The organism is Ectobacillus antri (genome assembly GCF_003852715.1).
Classification (GTDB): Bacteria; Bacillota; Bacilli; order Bacillales; family Bacillaceae_G; genus Ectobacillus; species Ectobacillus antri.
Genome location: NZ_RIAV01000020.1, coordinates 26,005 through 52,839 on the forward strand (window position 1 = coordinate 26,005; position 26,835 = coordinate 52,839).

A 26,835-nucleotide genomic window follows, 5' to 3' on the forward strand; every position below is an offset into this window, starting at 1 on the left:
CCTACAAATACTTCCGATGCGACATCTTCCCATCAAACGTAAACAGCACCGACTTATTCTCAATCGTCGTCTCCATATGCACCGTACGCCCCCACAGCTGCTGCACATACGGAATGACCTTCTCCAAATACTTCACATCCAGTTCAATCCCCTCAAACCAATGCTTCAAATACAGCTCGCCGTTTTTCAAATAATCGCCGTCATTCACAGTAATGTATGGAAATCCGCCGTTTACACGCATGCTCACGAGCTGATCGCGCACATGCTCCCACGACTTATCAACGATTTTATAATCCTTACCTTGCTTCTGGAAGAGATACATATCTTCACGCATGACAAGGTCTTTGTTGAGGTAGTTGCGCAGAAATGAAATGTCAGATTCAATCTCCCTGGCCTCAAACATCCGTTCACGTCCTGAACCTGGTTTGACTCCATCCTTCTTCATTTTCTCGCTTGGGTTGTTGTAGCGTTCTTCGATATCCTCAAAGATTTTCAATCCCAAATAGTACGGATTGATACTTGTTTTCGACGGCTGAACAACACCTGCATTCAGCTTCGCAAATTCCACTGCTTCCTCGCTTGTCAGGTCCATTTCGCGAAGGATACGCTGGTGCCAATAACTTGCCCAGCCTTCGTTCATGATTTTTGTCTCCAGCTGCGGCCAGAAATACAGCATTTCCTCACGCATCATTGTGAGAATATCACGCTGCCAGTCCTCCAAGTCTCGTGCATATTGTTCAATAAAGAGCAAGATATCCTTTTCAGGCTGCGGTGGGAATTTCTTTTTTCGTTTTACTTTCGGTTCATCTCTCTTTTTATTGCGCTGATCTAAGTCCCATAAATCGTCATATGGGCTTGAGGATTTTGTTTCTTCCTCTTCTTCAAGCTCTTCAAGAGTCCAAGCAAGCTTAGAACGCATGAGTGACGGATCGATGTGCTCTTGGATCGCAAGCACTGCGTCTAAAAATTTTTCCACTTCCTGCTTGCCGTGTTCATGCTCATAATGCTTGACGCGGTCGGCTGTTGCTGCCATACTCTCAACCATATCGCGCTTTGTGTTACTAAAACGCACATTATTTTTAAAGAAATCACAGTGCGCTAACACGTGTGCGACGATAAGTTTGTTTTGAATGAGCGAGTTTGTTTCCAATAAAAAGGCGTAGCACGGATTTGAATTAATTACAAGTTCGTAAATTTTACTTAATCCTAAATCATAATGCAGCTTCATTTTATGAAATTGCTTACCAAAGCTCCAATGTGAAAAGCGTGTTGGCATGCCGTAGGCGCCGAATGTATAAATAATATCGGCAGGGCAAATTTCATAGCGCATAGGATAAAAGTCCAAGCCAAACCCTTCTGCAATTTCTGTAATTTCATCAATTGCATATTCCAGTGCTTTATAATCTTCCGCTTTCACACCATTCCCCCCTTTTCTCCGTTACTTCAATGTATGAAGCAAACGAGCATTTCATGAGAAAGAGGGTTCATGACTGATTAATTTGTTGTTTTATCTAGGAATTCAGCCACTTTTCGGTTATTCTCACTATTATTTCGGTCAAACAAAAAAGGTCCGCTTAGCGGAACCGTCATCCGTTTTTCATATAAGGGAATACAGTAGGTTCTTTTTCATACGAATACCATTTACGTACAGATGTACCTGTACTTTCATCCACATCCACTAATGAAAAAGCATTGTACGCGACACCTACTTTTACATATACCTTTATGGTGCATAAGCTAGTTGGTTCTTGTACCATTGTTTTTTGAACAGTGAGCGATTGAATACGATGTCGCTTTATTATAACAGTCGTACGTCCGAGGAAACGAGTACGAAATATAATTTGCTGATTAGTTATCATCCAGCCTGCATCTTTATATCTTCTATAACCGAGCCAAAGTCCAAGTAAGTAAAGGACAGGTAAAACATACTTTATAAATGTAAAAAAATAAGCGGTAATAGATAATAGTAAAACGGGAAGTATCGTACGAAACATGTATCTTCTACGTGCTCGGTGCGGAAGGCGCTGCAATGCAGTTTGTATCTCAAAATCAGGTAAGAAATGCTTGAATAAGAAAGGTAGCTCCTTTATTTTTACAAGCGGAAAGCTGACGATTTTACTGTCCTCTCCCTCATCTGCACCAGCGCTGATTAAACGAACCGAAGCAAATCCGAACCATTGTCTCACTATATTCTCTTCAATTTTTACCGCTTGTATGCGCCCCAGCGGGATGATCATTTTCTGTTTGTGAAATAATCCTCTAGTTATAATGAGATTGTCTTCTTGTCTAATTAGTCGAAAATCATAATACTTCTGATATACAATTAAAATACCAATAATCCACATAATAAACACAGAAAACAGTAAAAATCCTACATAAAATAACGGTTGATGTGTATATAAGTCCGATAATTTGAGCGGAATGATAATGTAATCACCAAATTCTGTATACAAACCAGCTACAGCTGAAAGAACAATACCTACCGTACCTGAAGTAATCGCATAAAATAATAGGTGCCTTGATGATAAAGTGCGCATATAAAGAGACGAATCTTTCCCTGTTGCATGAGAATGTCTTGTAAGAACACTTCGTAATTGACGGGCCTCTTCTTTCGAAATTGCTCTTAAAACAAGCTCAGGACCTGTCCCCCCTGCTGTCTCTATTTGTAGCTGCACGAGTCCAAACCATCTATGCAATATGTTTTCTTGTTCGTTCGTGGATTGAATACGATCAATCGGAATAGAGCGTTTACTGTGAAACAGTAAACCATGTTCAATAATAAGATTTGTCCCGTCTAACGTATACGTGAAGGTTTTCCAGCTTAGGAAGGAAGAAATTGTAACTCCTACTAAAAACAAGCCGATTAGTACCATTGTGTTCACAAACGTTGAAAAAGGAAAAGATTTGCTGAAGTTGACTAAAACAATTGTATATAACGGAAATAAACTCCATGTGTATTTACATATGGTAAATGCAATTGCAATAGGATGTAATCTTTTTTTATACATCTTCTGTCGCCACCCTTGCCAGCGCCGATAGTTGATTGCGAAGACGTTCTGCCTCTTCCACCGCTACGGCCGGGATTTCGTGTGTAGTCGCAGCTGTTGTAATTTCTACAGCAGCCAGTCCATACTTACGTAAAAAAGGCCCTTGGCGTATATCTACATGCTGTACGCGAATCATCGGCACTAATGTTTTTTTTGTTATGAATACACCATGCTGTAAGTCAATCTCTTGCGCTTGAATCGCATAACGCCATCTTTGCCAACGTAGCCTTGGAAAGATAAAGATTGTGAATAATATATGTATAAATAAAGTCATGCCAAGTCCTATATGCAGCATTGTCATATCGCGAAATGAAGGAAATATAAGAAAAACAGCGCCATAAATGGCAACTATGACAACATTTATCACAATGGCGGTCAAACGCCATACTTGAACAGCACGTTCATCTATGTAATGCTCTAGCCTTGACTGCAAAGGAAACACCTCAATCATAATTTCTGCTTACCTCTATCTAACCATACTTTTTCGGCATTTTATATAACAATTTCCTAACAAATTCTTTCAGGCTTAATTTTGTCTGATTGTCATACACTAATCTCAACTCCTCAAGCAAGGAGGGCTTGTGATGAATATACAACTGACAGAGGGCTACACCGATTACGACAAAGCGCTATACTATACGTATTGCTGTAATTGGGATCAACTTCTCATTTTAATGGTGCAAACAAAAGACGAAGTGTTTTCAAAACGAATAGAGCATTTTATGCACGCTTATAAGTATGCAAAAGATTTAGCCGAGGTCGATAAGCAGCTGCAGCTTATGTTTCAGTATATTGACCATGCAACACAAAAGTCGTATGAAGCATATCAGCACGAGCAAGTACAAATGTAAACATGTAGGGATTCGCATAGCGAATCCCTTGTCTGTATATTTTCCCTTTTACGGCTCATACTAAATATAAATGTGTTAGGATGTGATAATTTGAAGCAATTATTCATTCTCCTTATAGCGATATGTATAGCCGGTTGTCAATCACAAGGAAATACTGGAAAACAAGAACCAATCGGCGATACCCCTGTTAAACATGCACCTTTTTACGGCGTAAAAGATGAGAACGGCCGCATCAATATCTTGGTTCTTGGTGTCGACTCTAGGGGTGAAAAACACTCCCGTTCCGATGCCATTATGGTCGCGCAATACGACCCTAAGCATCAAAAAGCCAAACTGGTGTCTATTATGAGGGATAGCTATGTTAAAATTCCTTCTTATGCAAAGGGCTACAATAAAATCAATACGGCCTATTACTTAGGTGGTCCTGAGCTGCTTCGTAAAACCATTAAAGAAAATTTCGGAATTGACGTGCAGCACTATGTGACAATTGATTTCGAAGGATTTGTAAAAATTGTAGATGCCGTTGCACCTGAAGGAATTGAGGTAGATGTACCACAGCGCCTTATTGATGATATGGGATTAAAGCTAGCAGCTGGTCGCCAGCGTTTGCATGGGCGTGAACTCCTCTCGTACGCAAGATTTCGTCATGATGCAGAAAGTGATTTCGGACGTGTACAAAGACAACAACAAGTTTTAAATGCCTTAAAAGATGAATTCTCCAATAAGGCAAGCTCATTGGACGGCATGTTCAAACTACCTGGCATGGGACAAGAGTTAATGAAATATGTGGAAACCGACATGAGTACACAAACTATTTTATCCATTGGCGGAAGTATGTTACTTAATCCAATTACAGAAGTACAAACCATGCGTATCCCCGTACAAGCTGGCTATCAGGATAAAACCTATAAACATGCAGGTGCTGTACTAGAGCTGGATTTTATTAAAAACCGGGCTGCATTAAAAGAGTTTATCATTGATGAACCAAAGCCTGTAAACGAATCAACCAAATAAAAAAACAAGGCTTTGGCCTTGTTTTTTTATAGTCTCGCATTTACTTGTTCCATAAATGCTTCTGAGATCTCTGCAAGCTTTACCTCGCTGCTTTCTAGACTAGTACCCGTCACACCGAAGTAAAACTTCACTTTCGGCTCTGTTCCAGAAGGACGTAAACATACCCATGAACCGTCTTCCAAGAAATATTTTAATACATTGGATTTTGGCAGTTGAATTTCTTCTGTATCACCATTGATATCTGTGCTGACACTTGTTTTATAGTCCTCCGCCTTTGTAACGCGAAGCCCTGCAAACTCAACAGGCGGCTGTTGACGGAAAGAAGACAGCAGGTTTGCGATTTGCTCTGCACCGTCTTTTCCTTTTAGAGTTAAGGACTTTAAACCTTCACGGTAAAAACCATACTTCTCGAAAATTTCAAGCAGTCCTTCATATAACGTCATGCCACGTTTTTTATAGTATGCTGCAGCTTCAATTGCAAAAAGGGTTGCTTGTACCGCATCTTTATCACGTACAAAATCTCCGATAAGATAACCATAGCTTTCCTCATATCCGAACTGGAATGTATATTCACCTGTTGTTTCATATTCCTTAATTTTTTCACCAATAAATTTAAATCCTGTTAATGTATCAAGTGTTTGTAAACCATAAGCGCTAGCTATAGCACGTCCAATCTCTGACGTAACAATGGTTTTTAATACAATACCGTTTGCAGGTAAAATTCCCTTTGCTTTTTTCTGAGAAAGCAAGTACTCAAGTAAAATAGCACCTGTTTGATTTCCTGTTAACACAACATACTCACCATTTGTATTCTTAACGGCTACACCTAAGCGATCAGCGTCTGGATCTGTTGCAACAAGAATATCAGCATCAATTTTTATACCGTATTCAATCGCTAAAGTAAAAGCCTCGTGCTCTTCTGGGTTCGGTGATGTAACAGTAGAGAAATTCGGATCCGGTAATTCCTGCTCTGCCACTACAGTCACATTCGTATAGCCAAGTGCAGCTAAAGCCTTACGTACCGGCTTGTTAGCTGTTCCATGTAATGGAGAAAACACTATTTTCAGTTCATCATCCGCAAGTTCAGGGTTAACAGAGATTGTTTTTAACATCTCTACATACTTTTCATCCATCTCTTCGCCAATCATTTTAATAAGGCCTTTTTCTTTTAAAGCTTCTTCAGTTTCTACAACAAGATCTAACTCATTCTCAACAGCATTTACATAATCAATCACCATATCCGCTTCTTTCGGCGGCAATTGGCCTCCGTCTTCACCATATACTTTATAACCGTTGTACTCAGGCGGATTGTGACTTGCTGTTACGACAATCCCAGAAAAAGCGCCAAGCGTACGTAATGCAAAAGACAGCTGCGGTGTTGGGCGAAGCTCCTCAAACACATATGTTTGAATGCCGCGTGAAGCCAACGTTTTTGCGGCTTCCATTGCAAATTCCGGTGATTTATGGCGAGAATCATATGCAATTGCTACGCCGCGACGCTTTGCCTCTTCTCCAAAAGACTCAATAAAGCGTCCTAATCCTTCTGAAGCTTTACGTACTGTGTATATATTCATTCGGTTGGTTCCCGGTCCAATTTCACCGCGCATACCGCCCGTACCAAATTCTAGATTTTTATAAAAGCAATCTTCTAATTCCTTTTCATTTTCGCTGACGCGAAGTAAATCCTGTTTTACATCCTCAGCTAGTTGCGGAGCGTTTGCCCAGCGTTCATAAGTTGTTTTCCAATTCACGTTTATCCTCTCCCACCTTGAAGTCTTATTGAGTCAGAATGCTATTTCCTGTGCAATAATTCGACAAGAATCATACTTATCCTGCAAATAAAATTTGTTCTGACTATATGTAAAGAACATTCGTGTATTATCATATCATTTTTTACCCGATGCTAGTAGTCAAGGGAAATAATTTCTATTATCAAAATTCACCGCAAATACATTTTACATAAGAAATGACTCGTACTATAATTTAGTTAGTAACAGTAGAAAAGAGGGAAACCTGCATGACGACTGAAAAAAAATTAGAGTATGCACTGTTCACTGCTTGGGCTACTTCTTTAACGGCAACATTAGGGAGCTTATATTTTTCTGAATTCATGAAATATGAACCTTGTACACTCTGCTGGTATCAGCGCATTTTAATGTACCCATTCGTCTTGCTTCTTGGTATAGCTATGCTCCGCAAAGATTATACAATTGCCGTTTACACACTGCCGCTTGCATCCATTGGTGCGTGTTTTTCCATGTATCATTATGCGCTGCAAAAAATTCCTGCTTTATCAGAAGCTGGTGCCTCCTGCGGTCGTGTTCCTTGTACGGGGGATTACATTAATTGGTTTGGCTTTATCACGATTCCCTTCCTAGCTCTTATCGCTTTTATCGTTGTTGCAGTTACCAGTGGATTTATATTAAGAAAAGGAGCTTTCAAAGCATGAAAAAAATGGTTATCTTTACACTGATTCTTGTCGCTTTACTCGGTGCCATTGCCTTTGTATCTACACAAGAGAAAAAATCTGACAGCAAGGCTGAGTACTATCAAAATTCTGTTTCATTAAATGAATTAGATAAGCTGGTCAAAGACAAAAAAGATTTAATTGTTTATTTTTATCAAACATCCTGCGTACATTGCGCACGTGTATCACCAGTAATTGTACCGATGACAAAAGACATGGGTATTGATATGAAAGTAATCGACCTTCAAAAATATCAAGCAGGCTGGGACAGCTATAAGATTACCGGAACACCAACTGTCATCCATTTCAAAGATGGACAAGAAGTAGACCGTATTCAAGGTGAACAAGAAAAAGATACATTTAAACAGTGGTTTGAAAAAAATCGACCATAACAAGAAAAACTGCTAGTTCAGCTTGGCAAAAAAACAAGGTGTCACAGGACGCCTTGTTTTCTTTTATATTGATTAGCAAGAATATGGTTTGGAACTTGCTCATAAACACTATCTTCTTGTACCTTATCAATAATATAAAAACCATTACCGATATGATATGTGCCAGCTCCATCATGGGAGAAAACCTCATACGTTTCATTTGGCATAACCTGTTTGATCGGATAATAAACTCCATTTAAATCGCGCCAATATAACATGGTGCGATCCATTAAACGGATTCTCCCAACTTGATGAGATTGTACCTTTTTTCCGCCCCAACTTGTTACACGATATCCCATCTTATGGGCCATCATTTCCGGCGAAATATAAAATCGTTTAATGACTACCCTTGTATGCAGCGGCACTCTATCATACAACCATTGAATGTTACGATCATTCATGCGAATGCATCCATTTGATTCATATGTGCCTACAGAATATTCTTTATTCGTGCCATGAATACCGTATTCTTTATAATTAAGCCCCATCCACCTTGTACCGAGAGGATTGTTCCAAGCACCGCCTTCAATCTTCTTTCGATGATATCTCTTATTTTTATACTTATTAGCAATTAAAAACTTCCCCTCCGGCGTAGGTGTTTCCTTTTTACCTGTTGAAACAGGAAACGTTCGTATATAATTGCCGTTTTCAAAATACCATAGTTGGTTTGTTTCAATGTTAATTAAAATCAGATGATCTGGAAGTGCTGCTCGTACTTCTAGAGGTAAAAACAGTACCATAATCAATATGAATAAAACCCTCAACTTCTTCATCCCTAGCTTACCCAATAATGGTCCCACCGTTGACATGAAGCATTTGTCCCGACACATAAGAAGAATCAGCTGATGCCAAATATACATAAGCTGGAGCCAGCTCATAAGGTTGACCTGGTCGTCCCATCGGTGAATCGCTACCAAATTCAGATACCTTTTTGCTATCAAAACTCGCTGGAATAAGTGGGGTCCATATCGGACCAGGTGCAACACCGTTCACGCGAATTCCTTGTTTCATAAGAGATTTTGCCAATGATTTTGTAAACGTAACAATTGCTCCCTTTGTAGAAGAATAATCCAGAAGCTGTTCGTTTCCCTCATAAGCAGTAATGGAGGTTGTATTAATAATAGCGTCTCCTGCTTTCATGTGCGGCAGAGCCGCTTTGGTTGTACAAAAATAGGAAAAAACGTTGATTTTGAATGTTTTCTCCCACTGATCCGCAGTAAGTTCAAGTAAATTTTGACACGGATAGTGCTGGGCAATGTTATTTACCAGAATATTAAGACCACCTAATTGCGATACTGTTTGTGCTACTATATTTTTACATTGTGTCTCCTCACTTAAATCGCCAGCCAGCAACAAACATTTCACACCTTGACTCTCCACAATACGCTTTGTTTCATTTGCATCTTCATGCTCATCTAAATAAGCAATCGCAACATGCGCTCCTTCTTTGGCAAACGCTACGGCCACAGCTCGACCGATACCGCTGTCTCCACCTGTAATTAACGCATATTTCCCCTGTAATTTCCCTGAACCTGTATAACCCTGATCAAACTGCGGCAGAGGATTCATCAGAGATTCAATCCCTGGTTGCTTTTTTTGGTGTTGTGGGGGTTGAATCTGCTTCTTATTTGCCATCGTTCGTTGCTCCTTTCTATTACATAAACTAATACAAGCTTTGCTCATTTATATAGAATGTACATAAGAAGTCAAAATATAAAAGGATTGTACATAATAGTTAAAAATGCTTCATACAAAAAGAAACTATGTTGCCGATAAAACTCATCAATTTCTTAACGATACCTGTAAGAACAATAAAAAACATTCGATTTTTTTAAAAAAACTCTTGCTAAATCAAACATTACCGAATAATATATATAACTGTTGTGATTATTATTCGTAAAAAAGGAAGGTTACAAGTATGTTTAATTTATCAGAGCATAAATCATCTGTAAAAACAGAAATTATTGCAGGTCTTACAACCTTTTTAACAATGGCATATATCATTATCGTAAACCCCGTTATTTTAGCGGATGCAGGTGTGCCGTTTCAGCAAGGTTTTACAGCTACAGTAATTGCAGCAGTTATCGGTACACTATGCATGGCGTTTTTTGCTAATCTGCCAATTGCAATTGCACCCGGCATGGGATTAAATGCCTATTTTGCTTATTCTGTTGTAAAAGCGAATGAAGATGTAACATTTGCAATTGCATTTTCCGCAGTATTTGTCACTGGTATGATTTTTCTTGTATTATCTTTAACAAAATTCCGTACAAAACTAATGGAAGCTATTCCTGAAAACTTAAAGCATGCAATTACAGCTGGTATTGGTTTGTTCATCGCTTTTATCGGCCTTCGTTTAACAGGTATCATTACAAAACATCCTTCCAATCTGGTTGGCCTGGGAGACTTACACTCCGCTCCTGTTATTTTGGCATTGGTGGGGCTTGCAGTAACTATTATGTTAATGTCCCTTAACGTTCGAGGCGCGTTGTTTATCGGGATGCTAATTACAGGTATTATCGCGTACTTCACAAAACAATTATCCTTTACAAAAGGCGTAATGTCATTGCCACAATTACCAGAGGGTATTATAGTTGCAAATCCAATTACAGCAATTTCCGATGTAGTTCAATATGGTCTATACGGCGTTGTGTTTTCATTTTTGCTTGTTACATTATTTGATACAACAGGTACACTTCTTGGTGTAGCACAGCAAGCTGGTCTTGTGAAAAATGGTAAGTTGCCGAATGGCGGACGTGCCATGATTTCTGACTCTATTTCAACAACTGTTGGTGCCATGTTTGGGACAAGCCCGACAACTGCATATATTGAATCCTCTGCTGGCGTTGCTGCAGGTGGACGTACAGGTTTAACTGCACTTGTTGTTGCTACTCTTTTTGCAGTAGCAGCTTTATTCAGTCCGCTAGTTGGTGCTGTATCTGGCGTTGCAGCAATTACATCGCCATCACTCATTATCGTGGGCTGCTTAATGATGGGGGCTGTTCGTCATATTGAGTGGAATGATTTTGATGAAGCGTTCCCTGCATTCTTAGTTATTCTCAGTATGCCACTAACATCCAGCATTGCGACAGGTATCGCCCTTGGCTTTATTTCCTATCCGCTGATGAAGATTGTGAAAGGAAAATTCCGTGCAGTACATCCATTAGTGTATGTGTTCGCTGTATTGTTCCTATATCAACTTGTATTTTTACCTCACTAAGTGAAAGGTCGCATATTGCGGCCTTTTTACTATTTCTTTTATAAGATAGACATATAAAATCCGGATTTTGATAAGCCACATATAACCGTAACAAAATATATCACAAAAAATATTGACAGATAGAAAGAAAAGTCCGATAATTTAAAACAGTTCTATATCAAATTTCTTATCAAGAGCAGGTGGAGGGACGAGCCCTACGAAGCCCGGCAACCGACCCATTTATGGGCACGGTGCTAATTCTTGCAGCGCGAACGCGCTGAGGGATAAGAGCTGAAAAGTAATCAGCGACGCCGCCTTTTCTTGTGTAAAGGCGGCTTTTTTGCGTCTACACCGTTCTTGATAAATCAGGAGGAAAAACAAAATGAAAAAATGGGCAAAAGCTATCTTACTTACATCCGTATTAACACTTGTAGCGTGCACAAACGAGCAGGATGCTGCACCAACGCAAAAACAAACTTCTACTAAGCAAGAACAAAAAGCAACAGTATCCACCAACACCGAGATTCCTGACAAAGTACAAAAGCCTTTAAAAATTGCTTTAATTATGCAAATGTCGATTGGTACTTTCTCATCTCAATATATTGAAGGTGTAAAAAAGCAGGTAGAGGCATTCGGTGGTACGGTACAGGTGTATAACTCCGATAATGATTTAGCCAAAATGGCTACAAACTTAGATACGGCTATCAATGCTAAGGTAGACGGTATCTTAATTGACCATGGTCGCTCTGAGGCACTAAAAAACGGTGTGGAAAAAGCTTTGGCCGCAAACATTCCTGTTGTTGCATTTGATAACGATTTGCGCTTGCCAGGTGTTACTGTTATTGATCAGGATGACTACAGTTTAGCATGGAAATCACTAAAAACATTGGCTGAAGATTTGAACGGGACAGGTGAAATCGCTGTACTTTGGGTAGGCGGTTTTGCACCAATGGAAAGACGTAGCACAATGATTGATGCCTTTTATAAACGTTACCCAAATATAAAAGAAGTTGCTCGCTTTGGAACGGCTTCTAACAACACGGCTTTGGATACACAAACGCAAGTAGAGGCGTTGCTGAAAAAATATCCGAAAAAAGGAGACCTTGATGCTATCTTTGCTACATGGGATGAATTTGCAAAAGGTGCTACTAAAGCTCTAGAGCAAGCTGGTCGAACAGATATTAAAGTGTATGGAATAGATTTAAGCAATGAAGACTTGCAGCTAATCCAGAAAGAGAATTCTCCTTGGGCAGCTACAGCAGCAACCAATCCAGCAGAAGTAGGAAGAATTCAAACACGTTTCTTGTATCAAAAGGTTGCAGGAGAAAAAACACCTGACGTGTATAGTTTAGAACCATATCTAGTAAAGAAAGATCAGTTACCATCTGAAGTTGTTACAATGGACGGTCTAGAAAAGTATATTCCAGGTTGGGGTACTTCACAAGCAGCTTACTCCCCATGGATGAGCAAACTGGAAAAGGAGCAGAAATAATGAGTTTGGCATTGCAGCACATCACACACAGTTACACAAACGTGCCTGTCATTGCAGATATTACATTTACAATTGAGCGGGGTACTGTTCATGCTCTACTTGGTATGAACGGCGCGGGAAAAAGCACAATTTTACGAATATTAGCGGGAGATTTCTCTCCCCTCTCTGGCTCTATTCAGCTGGACAATAAAACGATTCCCTTACAATCACCAAAACAAGCTCATGAAAAAGGTATTGCATTTGTCGCACAAGAAGTAGATCACGCTCTTATGTCAGAACTATCCGTACTTGAAAATGTACTTCTCAATCAAATCGTTCGCGAAAAGCGAATTTATTTTTCAACAAAAGCAAAAGAACAAGAAGCAAAGCTCTTACTAAAACGCGTCGGACTGAACATTAATGTAAAACAACCAATCTCACAATGTTCACTTTATGAAAAGCAACTCATTTTAATTGCGAGGGCACTATCTGATGATGTCCAATTTTTATTGTTGGATGAACCTACTTCAGCTCTCGGCCCAAAAGAAGCACAACATTTAATAGAGTTGATTCATTCACTGAAGAGACAGGGTGTTGGTATTCTTCTTGTATCGCATCGTTTATCCGAAATCAGACAGCTAGCAGATAAAATGACACTCCTGCGTAATGGGCATGTAGTTTGTACTGCTTCTCCCGCCACTATGACGGATGAAGATATTGTTACTGCAATAGCTGGTCCTATAAATCATGCCAAACGCTTAGAAAAAAATCTGGCAACAGCGGAGAATTTATTGGAACATCGTGCACTTCACGTTAAAGAAGGAGAGGTCCTGGTCATCTATGGCCTCTTGGGAAGCGGTAAATCTAATCTGGCTGAAACACTATTTGGCGCCCGTGACCCTGTTCAAGTTACCATCAATGGAACGAAGCAACGCTTTTGTACCCCCTCTGATGCTATTCGTGCGGGTTTGGCATTTGTACCTGAAGAACGGCGCAAACAAGGCCTTTTTCTAAATGAAAGTATAAGCAATCATTTGTCACTTCATCGCAAAGGTCTGTTGCGTACAAAAACTGAAGAAAGACACGCCCTAGAGATAAGTGAACAATTTCATATCCAACCAAGAACCATACATGTACAGGTTGCTAATTTAAGCGGGGGCAATCAACAAAAAGTTTCTATTGCAAAATGGGCTGGCTTCCAATCTAAAGTTTTCATTTTGGATGAGCCTACAAAAGGCATTGATGTTGCAGCAAAGCAAGATGTATTTCGTTTTATTACAGACGTTACACAAAGAGGAGCCGCTGTTCTGTATTTTACCGCAGAACAAGATGAAGCATTACAAATTGCTGATCGTATTCTCATTATGTGTAAAGGTGAGATTATTACAGAAGTATTCCCGCAGGAAACCGATGCAGCAGAACTGCTATGGTTAGCGGAAGGAGGAGAAATCATTGGCAGTAACCATTCATACAAAACTCTCTAAAAAGCCAGCTATTAAACAAGGTCTTTATCAATTTGGAACAATCGGCATAATTCTTGCTGTTACAGCCTTTTTTGCTCTTATGAATGAATCGTTTTTGACGTATCAAAATATAAGCGATATTTTGCGTTCTATCTCTATTGTAACACTGTTAGCAATTGGTGTTACATTTACTCTTGTGGTAGATGGCTTTGATCTGTCTGTTGGTGCGACTGCCAGCTTGGCTACTGTCACAAGTGCAGCTGCTCTTGTACTGTACCGACAGGAGCTGTTGGTAGCACTTCTCATCCCATTGCTATGCGGGCTTCTCGTTGGGTTGCTCAACGCCTTTCTTGTTGTACGCATTAAGCTACCTGATTTATTAGCAACACTCAGCGTGATGTACATCATCAGCGGACTACAATTAACACTTACAAAAGGATCTTCTATATATGAAGGCATGGCAGGCGCCACCGGACGCTTTATTCCGTCCTTTCTCTTTATTGGTCAAGGCTCTGTCCTCGGTATTCCTGTACCGGTCGTTATCATGTTACTTGTATCTGCAATTGCTTATGTATTTTTAGAAAAAACCACATACGGTCGCATGTTCTACATGACGGGAAGCAACCGAGAAGCTGCACGATTAGCTGGGATTCCAACAAATCGCTATCGTTTGTATGCATATGGCATTAGCGGTTTATTCGCAGCTCTCGGAGGGATTGTGCTTACAAGTCGAATTGGGACGGGGCAAGTATCAGCTGGAGGACCGTTGCTTATGGATGCGGTAGCAGCTGCCTATATTGGCTACGCCATATTTGGAGCCAAAAAACCGAATATAATTGGAACCGTACTTGGCTCTGTTTTAATCGGTATTATTTTAAATGGCTTGACCATGATGAATGTGCCCTACTATGCACAAGATATTATTAAAGGAAGTATTTTAGTCGCTGCCTTAGCGTTTTCTTTCGCAAGCAAAAAATAAAGAGTCTGGGACAAAAGGCTTTAGCCAAAGAAAAATCCGAACTATTGGTCGGAATTCTCTACACAGAATTCGATTGAGTTCGGATTTTTCCTTTATGAGTGTTCGTTATTTTCTATTCTTTCGGCTTTAGAGTTACATGATGCAGTGATGTCCCGGCCTCTTTATTTTTCAAGAAAAGCTAGTAAATCTTCATATAAGCGATCCGCATCTTTATAGCCTTGGTCATACAGTGCAGCTAGTTTTTTTGCATCTTTTTCCATTCTATCAACCTCAAGAGGCTCTGTTGGACGAATGATAAAGATATTCCCCTTCTTTTCTTCTTCATGAATATATGCGAGTGTTTCATTGTAAACTTGATAGCGTTCAAGCATTGCGCGTACAAGCTCAGGATAGCGTTTGTACGAACGCTTCGCAACCCAGCCAAACTTGGACCTTTGCTTTTGATAACCTTCGTTTCTTGTTAGCACTAGAACAATCTTTGTGTTGCCGTCTGCCTGCGCTTTGCGAATAGGAATTGGGTCAGCAATACCCCCATCAAGCAACTTTCTTCCACGCAACTCTACAATCGGCGCAATAAAGGGAAGGGAACTCGATGCGCGTAGCATCAGCATAATTTCCTCTTCTGTTCCATCCTTTTCGAAATAAGCGGGTTTTCCTGTCATAACGTCTGTTGTTCCAATTACAAAACGTTCAGTGCCTGTACGGTACGCTTCAAAATCAAATGGCACATGTTTGGTAGGAATTTCATTAAAAATGAAATCCATATCAAATAATTGTCCTTTGCGGAACAGATTTTTATAGGATAAATATTGAGGGTGTCCGATATACCCAATATTTACACGGCGATTTCGTTCTTTTTGCCTCGCTAAATACGAGGCTGCATTACAAGCGCCCGCTGAAACACCAATTACATAAGGAAAATAGATATTTTTATCCATAAAAAACTCTAATACGCCCGCCGTATATACACCGCGCATGCCACCGCCTTCTAATACTAGACCTGTCTGTTCCATAATGCCAACTCCTTCACCTCATGAACTAATGAAAAAACGACTGCACCTTGTCTTGGGCGCAATCGTAATGGTTCTACGAATAGTATAACAATCCTTTAACTGGAAAGGAAAGTAATTTGTCCGATTAACTGAAATATCTATGATACATACTCTTCGCTTCAGCAATGTTCTTTGTTCCATGTATAAATACGCGTCCATCTCGAAAGGCGGTACATTTTTTCCTTTCGGCCATGAAAGAAAGCAAATAATCATTTATAACTAGCCCGTCCACACGATGCTCTAGAAGTTGCTTATACTCTTCAAGTGGCAACTCTTGCTGTAAGCGAATTTGGACACTATCTCTGCCACATAGCACAACTGTTTGTGACAACGTTTTATGCAAGTATGGATAATGTGCTTTTGCTCCGCAAGAGGGGCAATTTTCGTTTCGTAATTTGCTGACATCAATTGCACTATACTCATTTTTCCATACATCAAAGGACACGATTGTACGTCGTACCTCGTTGTCTGTTAACAGTTTCAATACTTCTGCAACTTGATAAGAAACCGTCATGGCTACCGCCGGCGAAATGACACCTATCGTATCACATGTCCCCATTCCAAGAGGCACCGTTTCTAGTAAGCAAGTTAAACAAGGAGTCTCTCTTGGCAAAAATGTATATGTAATACCTTGACTGCCGATGCAAGCACCGTAAACCCAAGGTATCCGATGCTTTTGGGCGGCGTCATTGATAATAAAACGTGTCTCAAAATTATCCGTAGCATCTAATATAACATCTACCTTATATAACAATCGCTCTAGTACCGATGGTGTAACATCTTCTACATATGCTTTAATACGAATGTCTCCATTGATTTTCTCCAACCTGTTCTTGGCTGCAATCGCTTTTGGTATGTGTCTTTTGACATCTTCCTCATCGTACAACAGCTGTCTTTGCAAATTGCTCCAATCCACATAATCACGATCCACAATGGTCAAACACCCTACCCCTGCCCGTGCTAGCATTTCAGCACCCATACTACCGAGGGCACCTGCCCCGATAATCAGAACATGTTTGTCAGCTAACTTTTTTTGTCCGTTTTTTCCAATTGACTGAAACGAAACTTGTCTTGCATACCGATCATTCACCGGTAATCATCCCTTCAAGAGGACTGCTTGCCGCAGCGTAACGCTTTTTCGGGATACGACCTGCTTCATATCCCATACGTCCCGCCTCTACTGCAAGCTTCATTGCATGCGCCATCATGATTGGGTCATTAGCACCGGATACTGCTGTATTAAGCAATACACCATCTGCACCAAGTTCCATTGCAAAAGCCGCATCTGCCGGACTACCAATTCCGGCATCCACAATAACAGGAACCTTTGCTTGCTCGATAATGAAGCGTAGATTCAACGGATTAACTATACCACGTCCTGAGCCGATAGGAGCTGCCGCTGGCATAACTGCATGAACCCCTAGTTCCTCCAAACGCTTAGCAAGCACCACATCATCAGAAATATATGGAAGTACCGTAAAGCCTTCCGCTAACAATATACGACATGCCTCAAATGTTTCAAAAGGATCCGGCAGAAGTGTTTTATCATCGCCAATGACCTCGACCTTAACCATATCACAGAGTCCTGAGGCTTTTGCCAGTTTTGCAATTCGTACAGCTTCTTCCGCCGTTTTGGCACCGGCAGTATTCGGAAGTAATGTATACTTTGTAACATCAAGCTTATCTAATAGATCAGGCTGATGTGCCTCAAAAATATTCATGCGTCTTACCGCAAACGTTAAAATCTCTGCTTCCGATACTGCAACAGCCTGCTTTTGTACATCGTAATCATGAAACTTCCCTGTTCCTAATAAAAGTCTGGACTGAAAAGAAAACTCTCCTATTTTTAACATCTTCAACCGCCTCCCACAAATGTAACAATCTCAATTTGATCTCCATCAAACAATACAGTTTCTAAATAAGAATTCTTTGACAATATACTTTTATTCCTCTCGACAACAAGCAACTTATGAGCAATATTTAAATGTTCAAGCAATTGCTCAACCGTACGAATATGCTCAGGTATCATTACATTCTGCCCATTAATTTTCAATAACACACAAACCCCTCCTCACGTACAGACTTTCCTTCCAATAAATCAGCCATATACCTACCGGCCAATGGACTTAACAAAATCCCATTTCGATAATGACCAGTACACATATATAAACCTTCTATCTCAGGATGCCTTCCCATATAAGGTGCTCCTGCCTTTGATTGAGGTCTAAGACCAGCCCAAGCCCGCTCCCATTTCGCCTCTTGTAAGGCAGGAAGAATGGCAACTGCTTTTTGCATCAAAGACTGGATGCTTCCCATTGTTACAGTCTTGTCGTATACACCTTCTGTTACTGTGGCCCCAATAATATAGCGTCCGCCTCGCTTAGGAACAATGTAAAAGCCTTCTTCAAATATAGGCACGCTTAAAATAGATTTATAGGACGTAACAGATAAAACTTCGCCTTTTACGGGATACGTGCCAACATGTTGCATGTGAAGAAACGGTGTGCTCCATGAACCAGCTGCAACGACAACCTGTGCACAAGATATACGTCCTCTTGATGTAACTACACCTGTTATTGTATTTCCGCTCCTTTCAATTTCTAACACTTCTGTTTCTTCATATATAGTTGCACCAGAAGCCGCTGCCGAATAGGCAAAGGCACGTGTCAGTTCATGCGCAATCACATGACCATCTTCCGGATAATAAACCGCTTCATGTACAAAAGGAGATATTGCAGGTTCTTTGTCGCGAAGCTGTTCTCCGGTCATAATAACAGCCTGTTCTCCAAGGTTTTGCTGCCATGAGACAGATTCTCGTAATTGCTGCGCTGTCTCCTCGTTGCAGGCAATACGATAAATACCACTTGATTGATATCCAATATCAATACCTGTTTTGTCACGAAGCTTAACAGATAAAGCAGGAAACATACTGCGGCTCTTTCTTGCCGCTTGAAATAAAGAATCATACATAGTCCACTCTGCTTGCACACCGAGCAAACCGGCAGCTGCACCAGAAGCTTCTGCACCCAATGTATGTCTTTCCACGACTGCAACACTTGCTCCTCTTTCTGATAAATAATGCGCAATAGAACAACCTATTACTCCACCGCCAATAATAATTACATCGTAATTCATGTTTCCCTCTTCACCATCTTTCGATAAGAAATTGCTCGTTTCACAGGGGTTTCATTTGATAAGATTCCCGATAAAACTGCGACACCAGAAGCACCTGCCTGGAGAATATCGGGAACGTGAGCAGGTTGAATACCGCCAATCGCTACAACTGGAATGGATATCGCTTCTGCAACCTTCTGCAATGCTTTCATGCCACGTGCCGGTATAGCAGGTTTAGACGCTGTAGGAAAAATGTGTCCATATATAAGAGAGTCTGCTCCTGCCTCTACAGCTTTGATTGCTCCGTCAAGAGAATGAACAGATGCACCTACGTGTAAGAACGGAAAAGATTTCTTAATCTGCTGAACAGGAAGACCTGTTTCACCTAATTGCACCCGCGTAACACCTGTTAACAAAGCCACATCTATCCTGTCATTTACAACAATCTTGGACACAGGAAAGCCAGCTTTTTTTAGTGCCTCCACACCTTGATAAATTGTCCGTGCATCTTTATCACGCTCTCGTATATGTAAATAATCAATATACGCTTGCATCTCCATAGCATGTTTGACTAGCCTTTCCATTGACATTCCGTTTGAAATAACATGTAGTTCTCTCATACTCATAACCTATTTCAATACATTTTCAAAAAACGTTTCAGCTGGTAATACTTTCTTGGCCAGGCCTTTTTCTTTTAACCATTCATTTTGTTGCTGCCATGATGCTGCTGTTTGCGATAAAAACGGCTCTCCTTCAGCCTCCATCTTTCCAAGTAGGATATGCATGCTTTCTTGCTCTACTTCTTTAATTAAAGGAAAATTCTCTTTCTCTTGGTTTTTCAAAAGAATTTGCAAAGCCTCGTTTGGATTCTCTCGCATAAATTGATAGCCACGCTCTGCACCACGTAAAAATGCTTCTACTAATTTACGATCCTTTTTTAATGTCTTATCACCCGTTACCATTACCAGTTCGTAGTAATTGGGAACACCATATTCAGCGGGGCTTAAATAAGTTGGCTTATACCCTTCATGCCGCAATACAGGTACTTCATGATTAATATAAGCTCCTGTGACTGCATCCGTTTTGTTTGTAATTAAAGCGGGTACTAAATCAAACCCGACATCAACAAGCTTTACTTTATCCGGATTACCGCCATCTTCCTTCACCATAGTTCTTAAATACGCTTCACTAAGGGGGGTTCCGGAATATCCTACTGTTTTTCCTTCAAGGTCTTTTGGTGAACGAATACCTGCTTTTTCTAAGGAAACAATATGGTTAAGAGGAGAGCGCACAACTGCACCAATTGATGTGATTGGTATACCCTCGTTTGCTTTTGCAATGACAACATCAGGCTGATAATATAGTCCAATTGTTACCTTGCCTGCTGCCGCTAATGTAAGCGGGTCTGTAGGATTGGAAGGATATTTAATATCTACCTCAATGTTTTCCTTTGCAAAATACCCCTTTTCTATTGCTGCGTATAAGTAGCTGTGCACCGCATTTGGATACCAATCTAGCATAATAGTTACATGCTTTTTCTTCTCTGTGCTACACCCAACTGATACAAAGATTAAAATGATCCCAAGCATCAATAACAAAAATTTTCTCACGAGTGTTTCCCCCATCTAACAAATTTCTTTTCAATGATTGCAATACATACCACCATGACAATTGCCAATATAGATAACAAGACAATTGGTGCAAACACACCAGCTCCATCTAGCTGCGTCATCATTCGTTTACTAAAATAACCCAGTCCTGCTTCCGCTCCGAGCCATTCTCCGATAGCCGCACCAATGACACTAAGCGGAGCGGCTACCTTCAATCCGGAAAACAAATAAGGAAGCGCCGTCGGGATATATAGCTTTATAAACAGATGACGTTTGGATGCCCCAAAGGTAGTCAATAGTTCTTTCCATTCTGTTTGTACCGCACGAAATCCATCGTACGTATTGACAGCAACCGGGAAAAACGCAATTAATACTGTCACAACAACCTTGCTCCAAATAGAGTAACCGAACCACAGCACAAATAAAGGCGCCAATGCAGTAATCGGTATTGTCTGGGAAGCAATTAAAAGCGGATAAAACACACGCTCTATAACTGGATACATGGCCATAAGAGAAGCGGTAAGTATACCGAGAGCAAGAGAAATAGCCAAACCAATTACAACAACTTGGAAGGTAGCTATTAAATGAACCTGAAACAATATATCTCGTAACTCCCATATTTTAAAAGCAATCGCAGAGGGCGAAGGAAGAATATACATCGCATCAACAACACGCGCCCCCATTTCCCAACATATACACAGCAAGAGAACAGTCCATATGGAAGGCAGATATTGTTTCATAGTGCCACCCTCTGATAAAGCATTTGTAATATCTCATATTTAAGTCTCAGTACCTCTGTCCTTTGTAAATCCTCACGCATTCTTTGCCTCGGCAATGGTACAATAAACTCATGCGCAATTCCTGTTCCTCGTTCTGTCATAACCATAATCCTGTCCGATAAAAATAAGGCTTCTTCGACGTCATGCGTGATAAATAAAATAGTTTTCTTCCAATTAACACACTGTGTATACAACCACTCCTGCATTTTGATCTTAGTAATCGCGTCTAAGGCGCTGAACGGTTCATCAAGTAATAGGACTGGTGCACCTGTTAAAAAGGTTCTAACAAAGGATACCCGTTGCCGCATGCCTCCTGATAAATTCTTTGGATACTTATTACAGTAATCTGCAAGTCCAAACAGCTCTAAGTACCGAAGCGCATTTTCCTTAGCTTTTTTTGGTTTGACCCCTGTACATTCCAAAGCAAGAGAAGCATTTTCTGCTACTGTCCTCCAAGGAAATAACAAATCCCGCTGTGGCATATAACCGACCTTTTCCATTAACTGAATTGCTCCTCTATACTGCTTTTCAAGACCTGTTAACAAACGAAAAATTGTACTTTTCCCACAGCCACTTGGACCAATAATACTAACAAATTCCCCCTTCTTCACCGTAAAGCTACAATCTTGTAAAATGAGCTTATCTTCCTCATATGAAAAGGAAACACGATTAAACACCAATACTTCGTTCAATCTCCCACATCTCCTTACGATACGCCATATCCCAAAATAGATATTCAAAGCGACTTGTATTTAAAAAGATCTCTTCTAAGCGCGCCAATTCTGTATCCGATTTTCCTTCAGCCAGCTTATCTAGCAATTCCATCATCCACATGCACATCTCACCGTATTCGACAGAGCTATAACTACGGATCCATTCACCGTAGAACACATGATCAGCCGCACCTGGAATGGTATTCAAACGTTTACCAATCTCCCAATAACTCCACATACACGGCAACAGAGAAGCTGTTAACTCAGCTAAGGTTCCGCTCTGTGAAACTGACAACATATAATTGGTATAAGCGAGATTCATAGCTGAAGGCTTAGCTCGCTCCATCTCTTCTATAGAAACGCCTAAACGTTTTGCATACTGCTTATGTAAACTCATTTCGCCATTTAAAATACCATCCATTTGCTTTGCAAACTGTTCCATTATACGAGGATTATGTGCCTTTACAACACCTAACGCATACACTTTGGCATAGTCTAATAAATACAAATAGTCTTGCACTAAATAATATTGAAATGTTTCAATCGGCAATGTACCGTCACCGATTCCTCTGACAAACGGATGATTATGACTTTGCTCCCAAATCTCCTCTGCTTGCTGAAATACATGTTTACAAAAGCTCATCTCTATTCCTCCTCTATACAAATAAAAGCCGCTTAATACAAGCGGCAAAAAGACACGATGTTATCGTTGTAAGCCACTTCCCTTCGCCAGCATTATCCGGATCAGGTCATAAGGGTTAAGGTATAATACCTCTCTCAGCAAAATTGCACCCCTAGTGATACATATAAATTCATAAGAAAAGCCCAACCTTCGCGCACAAAGGTTGGGCTTGTAATAATAAGTCCTTCGCTTTCCTACGCTGGTATTATCCAGATCAGGTCAAGGGTCATCGACTTACGGTCGGACTCTCAGCCGGCATCACCAGCTCCCCTAGCATCTTATGAAATTAACAACAGTATAACACTGCTTATAGAGATGTGCAAATAAAACTAAAAACTTTCTATATAACATTTCATAATATTGTCTGCTCTACAGCAAAATAGCTTTGTATATTCATTTGAACACATAGTTATTTATAAAGAAAAATATTTATTTTTTGATATAAAAACCCTTTTTTAAGAGAATTTCTTTAAAAAAAATTTTGTTTTTTGTATTTTTCTTTAAAATTACCATATTTATCTTGAAAAAACGTAATAATACGTTATCATATTTTTATATAACAAAATATTCAAAGTTTACACTTTAATAATATATAATACATGATTTAGTTTATGCGAACTTACATAGGGGGCAGAGAAAAATGAATGCAAAAACAATAGCTTTTTCAGCTGTAGCATTAGCAAGTATCCCTTTTATTGCGGATTCAGCTGAAGCAAGCACCACAAAAACAGGAACTGTTCAGGCAACGTCTTTAAACGTCAGAAGTCAACCTTCAGCAAGCTCCACCATCCTAGCTTCACTACCTCGTAATAGTTCTGTTTCTATTACAGGGGAGCAAGGTGATTGGTATCAAATTATTCATAAAAACAGAACCGGCTTCGTACATAAATCTTATATTACTTTACAAAATACAGCTGTTCCTTCAAAATCAAATCAATATGTAGTGAATGCAACCTCTTTAAATGTTCGCACTGGTCCCAGCACTGGCGCTTCTATTATTGGTTCTCTCATAAACGGAAAATTAGTAGACGTTTTATCAGAAGAAAATGGTTGGTATAAAATCTCGTACAACACACAAACAGCTTATGTCAAAAAAGAGTTTCTATCTTTGGTATCAGGTTCAGAAGTAAAAGGGATTACTGACCCAGGACAAGTAAAAGCCATTACTCCTTCACCTTACTATGTAACAGTTTCAGGACTAAGAGTTCGCACCGGCCCAGGAACATCCTATACGATTCAAAGCGTATTAGGAAAAGGTGAGAAAATTACTGTTGTCGGAGAAGTAAATGGTTGGTATAAAGTTAATTATGGCAGCGCGGTTGGATTTGTGTCAAAAGATTATGTGCAACCTGCCGGTTCTTCACCAACACAAACAAGTGCTTTTATCTTCCCGGCATCAGCAGGCTATATATCTTCTAAATTTGGTATGCGTTGGGGCAGCATGCATTACGGCATAGATTTAGCAGCCTCAGGCAATGTACAAATTTTTGCCGCTGCCGATGGAAAAGTAAGTCGATCCTATTATTCTTCCAGTTACGGAAATGTAGTGTTTGTAAAGCATACAATTAATGGGCAGTTGTATACTACCGTATATGCGCACTTAAAAAGTCGATCTGTAAAAGAAGGAGACACTGTAAAATCCGGTCAGATATTAGGTTATATGGGTAATACCGGAAATTCATTCGGGCAACACCTTCATTTTGAATTACATAAAGGAGAATGGAACATTTCTAAAACGAATGCCATTGATCCTCTACCTTACATACAACGATAACTTTCAGGAGATAGTATCATGAATCGAAGTCTTATTATCATCACAGAAGCACTTGCTTTATTTGGGTTACTTTGCTGTGTATTTGTTCTTCATGCTAATATGTGGTTTTTAGGTACACTTATTGCTTTCGCTCTATGTGAAATATTGCTCGAATTAGCAAATCAAACATTAAAAAAATCTGTCGTAATCTGCTACCACATTATGTTCTTTCTTGCTTTTCTATTTACAAGTATATATGGAAGTGGGTTACAACTTATTTCTTTCTTACCTTTATTCTTTTGGATGACTATTGTAGTTACCTCTAAGTATAAGAACACCTTTGACAACAATCAGGAAGAAATATACATAAAATAAAAAATGCCGAATTATTCGGCATTTTTTATTTTACGATTAACCACACGCATACATCTCATACAACTTTTGTAAATTATAAATTTTTTCCAACCGCAAGCGCTCTTCCTCTGTGCACCAATAGAACAACATATCATGAATAGTTCCATAACATTTATTTCTGATGAATGGTGCTATAAACGAAAGAAAGTTATGACCAAACTGTGAAAATACAAAGCGTCTCATAAATTCTTCTTTCTTCTCATCCGCCTTGCAAATTTTAAGTAATTGTTCAAAGTATGTAACTTGTCTTGGAACTTGAATTAAGTTAAAGAAAGGAATATAAGATAAAAAAGCAGCCACTATATCATGATAACTACATAAAAATTCATAGTCTGCATATAACATAAGTTCACGACATTCGCTTATAAAATCAAATGGGGAATCGTAGTTAGCTATTGAAAAGATATCTGATAGTTGTGCAAGAATAATACGGTGACAAATAACAGCTCTATTATCTACACCACACCTTTGCCACTGTTCGATACGTGTCTCATAAAAAGACAAGAGGTCATAGTGAATAATATAATCTATATAAGAATTGCAAATAGGCACAGCTTCCATAATATGCTCATTTAATGCACTCTTTTCTTTAGGTACAAACAGCAACACAAACGTAATAACCTCTTTACTAGAAAAGAAACTTTCATAGTTTTTCCAACTATTAAACTTATATTTTATACGCTCCCATATATCATAATCCTGATCTTGTAAACCTACTGTTTTTGATTTTAAAACGATATAATTCCAAGCTGTTAATTCTGTTATAATATCCCATGAACTATGAGTTAATGCCGTATATACAAAGCGTTCTAATCCTTGATTCTTCATTAGCTCATAACCTGCTTCATATTCTTGAATTTCCTGGTACAAGCATACAATACGCAATATCACTGGAATTTCATCTTTATGAAACCTTGGTAGCCGTTCTATCATTTGAAGTGCATGTAAAATTAATGACCTTATATGATTTTGTTTATAAAATTCTTTTCTCTTCCATAATATAACTTTACTTTTCTCTCCATTTTCATCTACTTCTTGTGGTATGAGCAGAGAAAGCAGCTCTGTAAAATTTTGTGGCTGAGCAAGTTGTTCATTAATCAAACTCCGATTTGGCAACATATGTCCCCCCTTAATTATATTATAACAGCTTTATATATTGAATATATATAAACAATAAAAAATAGCACAAAACAGCTTATAACAATGTATCCCTGAGCCATATATAAGTCTTGTAAACTATTTGCTTTAATATACGGTACACCCATCTCGTATCACTTGAACTTTTCCTTTACACAAGATAGATTGGAAATAAAAAGTATACGAAAAAAAGCCAGTGCGAATGCACTGGCTTTTGGTATGACCCGTACGGGATTCGAACCCGTGTTACCGCCGTGAAAGGGCGGTGTCTTAACCACTTGACCAACGGGCCTTAATGGCTCCGCAAGTAGGATTCGAACCTACGACCTATCGGTTAACAGCCGATTGCTCTACCGCTGAGCTATTGCGGAATATATAAATGGGCCTAAATGGACTCGAACCATCGACCTCACGCTTATCAGGCGTGCGCTCTAACCAGCTGAGCTATAGGCCCACATTTTGGCAGGGGTAGTAGGAATCGAACCCACACCGGAGGTTTTGGAGACCTCTGTTCTACCTTTAAACTATACCCCTAATCGATGCCGGCTAGAGGACTTGAACCCCCAACCTACTGATTACAAGTCAGTTGCTCTGCCAATTGAGCTAAGCCGGCATATGAAAAGACATTTATTTATCATTTTTAAAAGTGGCTCGGGACG

General features: G+C 39.7%; 27 protein-coding genes, 5 tRNA genes and 3 riboswitches. Of the genes, 10 read left to right on the forward strand and 22 right to left on the reverse strand.

Features of this window, described 5'->3' with window-relative positions:
- Position 1 precedes the first annotated feature (1 nt).
- From EEJ45_RS14685 to EEJ45_RS14695, 3 genes are all read right to left on the reverse strand, one after another.
- On the reverse strand, positions 2-1,417 hold the full coding sequence (locus EEJ45_RS14685; protein WP_124565564.1) for a SpoVR family protein: 1,416 nt from the start codon (positions 1,415-1,417) through the stop codon (positions 2-4).
- A gap of 169 nt (positions 1,418-1,586) precedes the next feature.
- The gene (locus tag EEJ45_RS14690; protein ID WP_124565565.1) at positions 1,587-3,008 is read right to left on the reverse strand and encodes a PH domain-containing protein; all 1,422 of its coding nucleotides are present in this window, start codon (positions 3,006-3,008) and stop codon (positions 1,587-1,589) included.
- A complete protein-coding gene (locus EEJ45_RS14695; RefSeq protein WP_124565566.1) occupies positions 3,001-3,498 on the reverse strand; it encodes a PH domain-containing protein in 498 nt (165 codons plus the stop codon). Before EEJ45_RS14695 ends, EEJ45_RS14690 begins: the two co-directional genes overlap by 8 nt.
- A 133-nt stretch (positions 3,499-3,631) precedes the next feature.
- Here EEJ45_RS14695 and EEJ45_RS14700 point away from each other — a divergent pair, with 133 nt between their 5' ends.
- Both EEJ45_RS14700 and EEJ45_RS14705 read left to right on the forward strand, forming a co-directional pair.
- On the forward strand, positions 3,632-3,898 hold the full coding sequence (locus tag EEJ45_RS14700) for a YhdB family protein (protein ID WP_124565567.1): 267 nt from the start codon (positions 3,632-3,634) through the stop codon (positions 3,896-3,898).
- Between the two features lie 90 nt (positions 3,899-3,988).
- The gene (locus EEJ45_RS14705; RefSeq protein WP_245999946.1) at positions 3,989-4,912 is read left to right on the forward strand and encodes an LCP family protein; all 924 of its coding nucleotides are present in this window, start codon (positions 3,989-3,991) and stop codon (positions 4,910-4,912) included.
- A gap of 26 nt (positions 4,913-4,938) precedes the next feature.
- Here the strand turns inward: EEJ45_RS14705 and EEJ45_RS14710 are convergent, their stop codons facing one another.
- Complete coding sequence (locus EEJ45_RS14710) at positions 4,939-6,663, reverse strand: phospho-sugar mutase (RefSeq protein ID WP_124565568.1); 1,725 nt, start codon at positions 6,661-6,663, stop codon at positions 4,939-4,941.
- A gap of 266 nt (positions 6,664-6,929) precedes the next feature.
- On the opposite strand from EEJ45_RS14710, the gene EEJ45_RS14715 reads away from it, so the two are divergent.
- Both EEJ45_RS14715 and EEJ45_RS14720 read left to right on the forward strand, forming a co-directional pair.
- Complete coding sequence (locus EEJ45_RS14715; protein WP_124565569.1) at positions 6,930-7,361, forward strand: disulfide formation protein C; 432 nt, start codon at positions 6,930-6,932, stop codon at positions 7,359-7,361.
- Complete coding sequence (locus EEJ45_RS14720; RefSeq protein ID WP_124565570.1) at positions 7,358-7,771, forward strand: thioredoxin family protein; 414 nt, start codon at positions 7,358-7,360, stop codon at positions 7,769-7,771. The genes EEJ45_RS14715 and EEJ45_RS14720 overlap by 4 nt, the downstream gene beginning before the upstream one ends.
- A 41-nt stretch (positions 7,772-7,812) precedes the next feature.
- On the opposite strand, the gene EEJ45_RS14725 is transcribed toward EEJ45_RS14720, so the two are convergent.
- Positions 7,813-8,583 (reverse strand): L,D-transpeptidase, encoded by a 771-nt coding sequence (locus tag EEJ45_RS14725; protein ID WP_124565588.1) that lies wholly within the window; start codon positions 8,581-8,583, stop codon positions 7,813-7,815.
- A 7-nt stretch (positions 8,584-8,590) separates the two neighbouring features.
- The gene (locus tag EEJ45_RS14730; protein ID WP_124565571.1) at positions 8,591-9,445 is read right to left on the reverse strand and encodes an SDR family oxidoreductase; all 855 of its coding nucleotides are present in this window, start codon (positions 9,443-9,445) and stop codon (positions 8,591-8,593) included.
- Positions 9,446-9,728: 283 nt separating this feature from the next.
- Between EEJ45_RS14730 and EEJ45_RS14735 the strand changes: the two genes are divergently transcribed.
- The 4 genes from EEJ45_RS14735 to EEJ45_RS14750 all read left to right on the forward strand — a co-directional run bounded on the left by EEJ45_RS14735 (position 9,729) and on the right by EEJ45_RS14750 (position 14,922).
- Complete coding sequence (locus EEJ45_RS14735; protein ID WP_124565572.1) at positions 9,729-11,030, forward strand: NCS2 family permease; 1,302 nt, start codon at positions 9,729-9,731, stop codon at positions 11,028-11,030.
- Positions 11,031-11,193: 163 nt separating this feature from the next.
- Positions 11,194-11,300, forward strand: a riboswitch (SAM riboswitch).
- A 91-nt stretch (positions 11,301-11,391) separates the two neighbouring features.
- The gene (locus tag EEJ45_RS14740) at positions 11,392-12,501 is read left to right on the forward strand and encodes a sugar ABC transporter substrate-binding protein (protein ID WP_124565573.1); all 1,110 of its coding nucleotides are present in this window, start codon (positions 11,392-11,394) and stop codon (positions 12,499-12,501) included.
- Positions 12,498-13,964, forward strand: a complete 1,467-nt coding sequence (locus EEJ45_RS14745; RefSeq protein ID WP_124565589.1) for an ATP-binding cassette domain-containing protein — start codon at positions 12,498-12,500, stop codon at positions 13,962-13,964. Before EEJ45_RS14740 ends, EEJ45_RS14745 begins: the two co-directional genes overlap by 4 nt.
- A complete protein-coding gene (locus tag EEJ45_RS14750) occupies positions 13,945-14,922 on the forward strand; it encodes an ABC transporter permease (RefSeq protein WP_380018309.1) in 978 nt (325 codons plus the stop codon). Before EEJ45_RS14745 ends, EEJ45_RS14750 begins: the two co-directional genes overlap by 20 nt.
- A gap of 161 nt (positions 14,923-15,083) precedes the next feature.
- On the opposite strand, the gene EEJ45_RS14755 is transcribed toward EEJ45_RS14750, so the two are convergent.
- The 10 genes from EEJ45_RS14755 to tenA all read right to left on the reverse strand — a co-directional run bounded on the left by EEJ45_RS14755 (position 15,084) and on the right by tenA (position 22,833).
- Positions 15,084-15,938: a patatin-like phospholipase family protein gene (locus EEJ45_RS14755; RefSeq protein WP_124565574.1), complete on the reverse strand. Its 855-nt coding sequence runs from the start codon at positions 15,936-15,938 to the stop codon at positions 15,084-15,086.
- Positions 15,939-16,059: 121 nt separating this feature from the next.
- Complete coding sequence (locus tag EEJ45_RS14760) at positions 16,060-17,064, reverse strand: ThiF family adenylyltransferase (RefSeq protein ID WP_124565575.1); 1,005 nt, start codon at positions 17,062-17,064, stop codon at positions 16,060-16,062.
- Complete coding sequence (locus EEJ45_RS14765; protein WP_124565576.1) at positions 17,057-17,827, reverse strand: thiazole synthase; 771 nt, start codon at positions 17,825-17,827, stop codon at positions 17,057-17,059. Before EEJ45_RS14765 ends, EEJ45_RS14760 begins: the two co-directional genes overlap by 8 nt.
- 2 nt (positions 17,828-17,829) lie before the next feature.
- Positions 17,830-18,033: a sulfur carrier protein ThiS gene (gene thiS / locus EEJ45_RS14770; RefSeq protein WP_124565577.1), complete on the reverse strand. Its 204-nt coding sequence runs from the start codon at positions 18,031-18,033 to the stop codon at positions 17,830-17,832.
- Positions 18,024-19,109 (reverse strand): glycine oxidase ThiO, encoded by a 1,086-nt coding sequence (thiO, locus tag EEJ45_RS14775; protein WP_124565578.1) that lies wholly within the window; start codon positions 19,107-19,109, stop codon positions 18,024-18,026. The genes thiS and thiO overlap by 10 nt, the downstream gene beginning before the upstream one ends.
- Positions 19,106-19,714: a thiazole tautomerase TenI gene (gene tenI, locus EEJ45_RS14780; RefSeq protein ID WP_124565579.1), complete on the reverse strand. Its 609-nt coding sequence runs from the start codon at positions 19,712-19,714 to the stop codon at positions 19,106-19,108. The genes thiO and tenI overlap by 4 nt, the downstream gene beginning before the upstream one ends.
- 3 nt (positions 19,715-19,717) lie before the next feature.
- Positions 19,718-20,677, reverse strand: a complete 960-nt coding sequence (locus tag EEJ45_RS14785; protein WP_124565591.1) for an ABC transporter substrate-binding protein — start codon at positions 20,675-20,677, stop codon at positions 19,718-19,720.
- Positions 20,678-20,694: 17 nt separating this feature from the next.
- A complete protein-coding gene (locus tag EEJ45_RS14790; RefSeq protein WP_124565580.1) occupies positions 20,695-21,438 on the reverse strand; it encodes an ABC transporter permease in 744 nt (247 codons plus the stop codon).
- Positions 21,435-22,190: an ABC transporter ATP-binding protein gene (locus EEJ45_RS14795; protein ID WP_380018310.1), complete on the reverse strand. Its 756-nt coding sequence runs from the start codon at positions 22,188-22,190 to the stop codon at positions 21,435-21,437. The genes EEJ45_RS14790 and EEJ45_RS14795 overlap by 4 nt, the downstream gene beginning before the upstream one ends.
- Entirely contained in the window at positions 22,147-22,833 is a 687-nt protein-coding gene (gene tenA / locus EEJ45_RS14800; RefSeq protein WP_124565582.1) for a thiaminase II, read from the reverse strand. Before tenA ends, EEJ45_RS14795 begins: the two co-directional genes overlap by 44 nt.
- 61 nt (positions 22,834-22,894) lie before the next feature.
- Positions 22,895-22,996, reverse strand: a riboswitch (TPP riboswitch).
- A gap of 50 nt (positions 22,997-23,046) precedes the next feature.
- Positions 23,047-23,154: riboswitch (TPP riboswitch) on the reverse strand.
- Between the two features lie 358 nt (positions 23,155-23,512).
- Between tenA and EEJ45_RS14805 the strand changes: the two genes are divergently transcribed.
- Positions 23,513-24,646, forward strand: coding sequence for an SH3 domain-containing protein (locus EEJ45_RS14805; protein WP_124565583.1), 1,134 nt, complete (start codon positions 23,513-23,515; stop codon positions 24,644-24,646).
- An 18-nt stretch (positions 24,647-24,664) separates the two neighbouring features.
- Positions 24,665-25,000: a hypothetical protein gene (locus EEJ45_RS14810; protein ID WP_124565584.1), complete on the forward strand. Its 336-nt coding sequence runs from the start codon at positions 24,665-24,667 to the stop codon at positions 24,998-25,000.
- Between the two features lie 36 nt (positions 25,001-25,036).
- On the opposite strand, the gene EEJ45_RS14815 is transcribed toward EEJ45_RS14810, so the two are convergent.
- The 6 genes from EEJ45_RS14815 to EEJ45_RS14840 form a co-directional block, all read right to left on the reverse strand.
- A complete protein-coding gene (locus tag EEJ45_RS14815; protein WP_124565585.1) occupies positions 25,037-26,158 on the reverse strand; it encodes a DUF3965 domain-containing protein in 1,122 nt (373 codons plus the stop codon).
- A 238-nt stretch (positions 26,159-26,396) separates the two neighbouring features.
- Positions 26,397-26,468: transfer RNA gene (locus tag EEJ45_RS14820), tRNA-Glu, on the reverse strand.
- A gap of 4 nt (positions 26,469-26,472) precedes the next feature.
- A tRNA-Asn gene (locus EEJ45_RS14825) sits at positions 26,473-26,547 on the reverse strand.
- A gap of 9 nt (positions 26,548-26,556) precedes the next feature.
- Positions 26,557-26,630, reverse strand: a tRNA-Ile gene (locus EEJ45_RS14830).
- 6 nt (positions 26,631-26,636) lie between these two features.
- Positions 26,637-26,710 (reverse strand) — tRNA-Trp (locus EEJ45_RS14835).
- Between the two features lie 6 nt (positions 26,711-26,716).
- Positions 26,717-26,789, reverse strand: a tRNA-Thr gene (locus EEJ45_RS14840).
- Between the last annotated feature and the right edge of the window lie 46 nt (positions 26,790-26,835).

Excerpts from the sequence above, each read along its gene's own strand:
- EEJ45_RS14690 (WP_124565565.1), bottom strand. The coding sequence starts at position 3,008 with ATGTATAAAAAAAGATTACATCCTATTGCAATTGCATTTACCATATGT.
- EEJ45_RS14695 (WP_124565566.1), bottom strand. The coding sequence starts at position 3,498 with ATGATTGAGGTGTTTCCTTTGCAGTCAAGGCTAGAGCATTACATAGAT.
- EEJ45_RS14700 (WP_124565567.1), top strand. The coding sequence starts at position 3,632 with ATGAATATACAACTGACAGAGGGCTACACCGATTACGACAAAGCGCTA.
- EEJ45_RS14715 (WP_124565569.1), top strand. The coding sequence starts at position 6,930 with ATGACGACTGAAAAAAAATTAGAGTATGCACTGTTCACTGCTTGGGCT.
- EEJ45_RS14720 (WP_124565570.1), top strand. The coding sequence starts at position 7,358 with ATGAAAAAAATGGTTATCTTTACACTGATTCTTGTCGCTTTACTCGGT.
- EEJ45_RS14725 (WP_124565588.1), bottom strand. The coding sequence starts at position 8,583 with ATGAAGAAGTTGAGGGTTTTATTCATATTGATTATGGTACTGTTTTTA.
- EEJ45_RS14730 (WP_124565571.1), bottom strand. The coding sequence starts at position 9,445 with ATGGCAAATAAGAAGCAGATTCAACCCCCACAACACCAAAAAAAGCAA.
- EEJ45_RS14735 (WP_124565572.1), top strand. The coding sequence starts at position 9,729 with ATGTTTAATTTATCAGAGCATAAATCATCTGTAAAAACAGAAATTATT.
- EEJ45_RS14740 (WP_124565573.1), top strand. The coding sequence starts at position 11,392 with ATGAAAAAATGGGCAAAAGCTATCTTACTTACATCCGTATTAACACTT.
- EEJ45_RS14765 (WP_124565576.1), bottom strand. The coding sequence starts at position 17,827 with ATGTTAAAAATAGGAGAGTTTTCTTTTCAGTCCAGACTTTTATTAGGA.
- thiO (WP_124565578.1), bottom strand. The coding sequence starts at position 19,109 with ATGAATTACGATGTAATTATTATTGGCGGTGGAGTAATAGGTTGTTCT.
- tenI (WP_124565579.1), bottom strand. The coding sequence starts at position 19,714 with ATGAGTATGAGAGAACTACATGTTATTTCAAACGGAATGTCAATGGAA.
- EEJ45_RS14785 (WP_124565591.1), bottom strand. The coding sequence starts at position 20,677 with ATGCTTGGGATCATTTTAATCTTTGTATCAGTTGGGTGTAGCACAGAG.
- EEJ45_RS14790 (WP_124565580.1), bottom strand. The coding sequence starts at position 21,438 with ATGAAACAATATCTGCCTTCCATATGGACTGTTCTCTTGCTGTGTATA.
- tenA (WP_124565582.1), bottom strand. The coding sequence starts at position 22,833 with ATGAGCTTTTGTAAACATGTATTTCAGCAAGCAGAGGAGATTTGGGAG.
- EEJ45_RS14805 (WP_124565583.1), top strand. The coding sequence starts at position 23,513 with ATGAATGCAAAAACAATAGCTTTTTCAGCTGTAGCATTAGCAAGTATC.
- EEJ45_RS14810 (WP_124565584.1), top strand. The coding sequence starts at position 24,665 with ATGAATCGAAGTCTTATTATCATCACAGAAGCACTTGCTTTATTTGGG.
- EEJ45_RS14815 (WP_124565585.1), bottom strand. The coding sequence starts at position 26,158 with ATGTTGCCAAATCGGAGTTTGATTAATGAACAACTTGCTCAGCCACAA.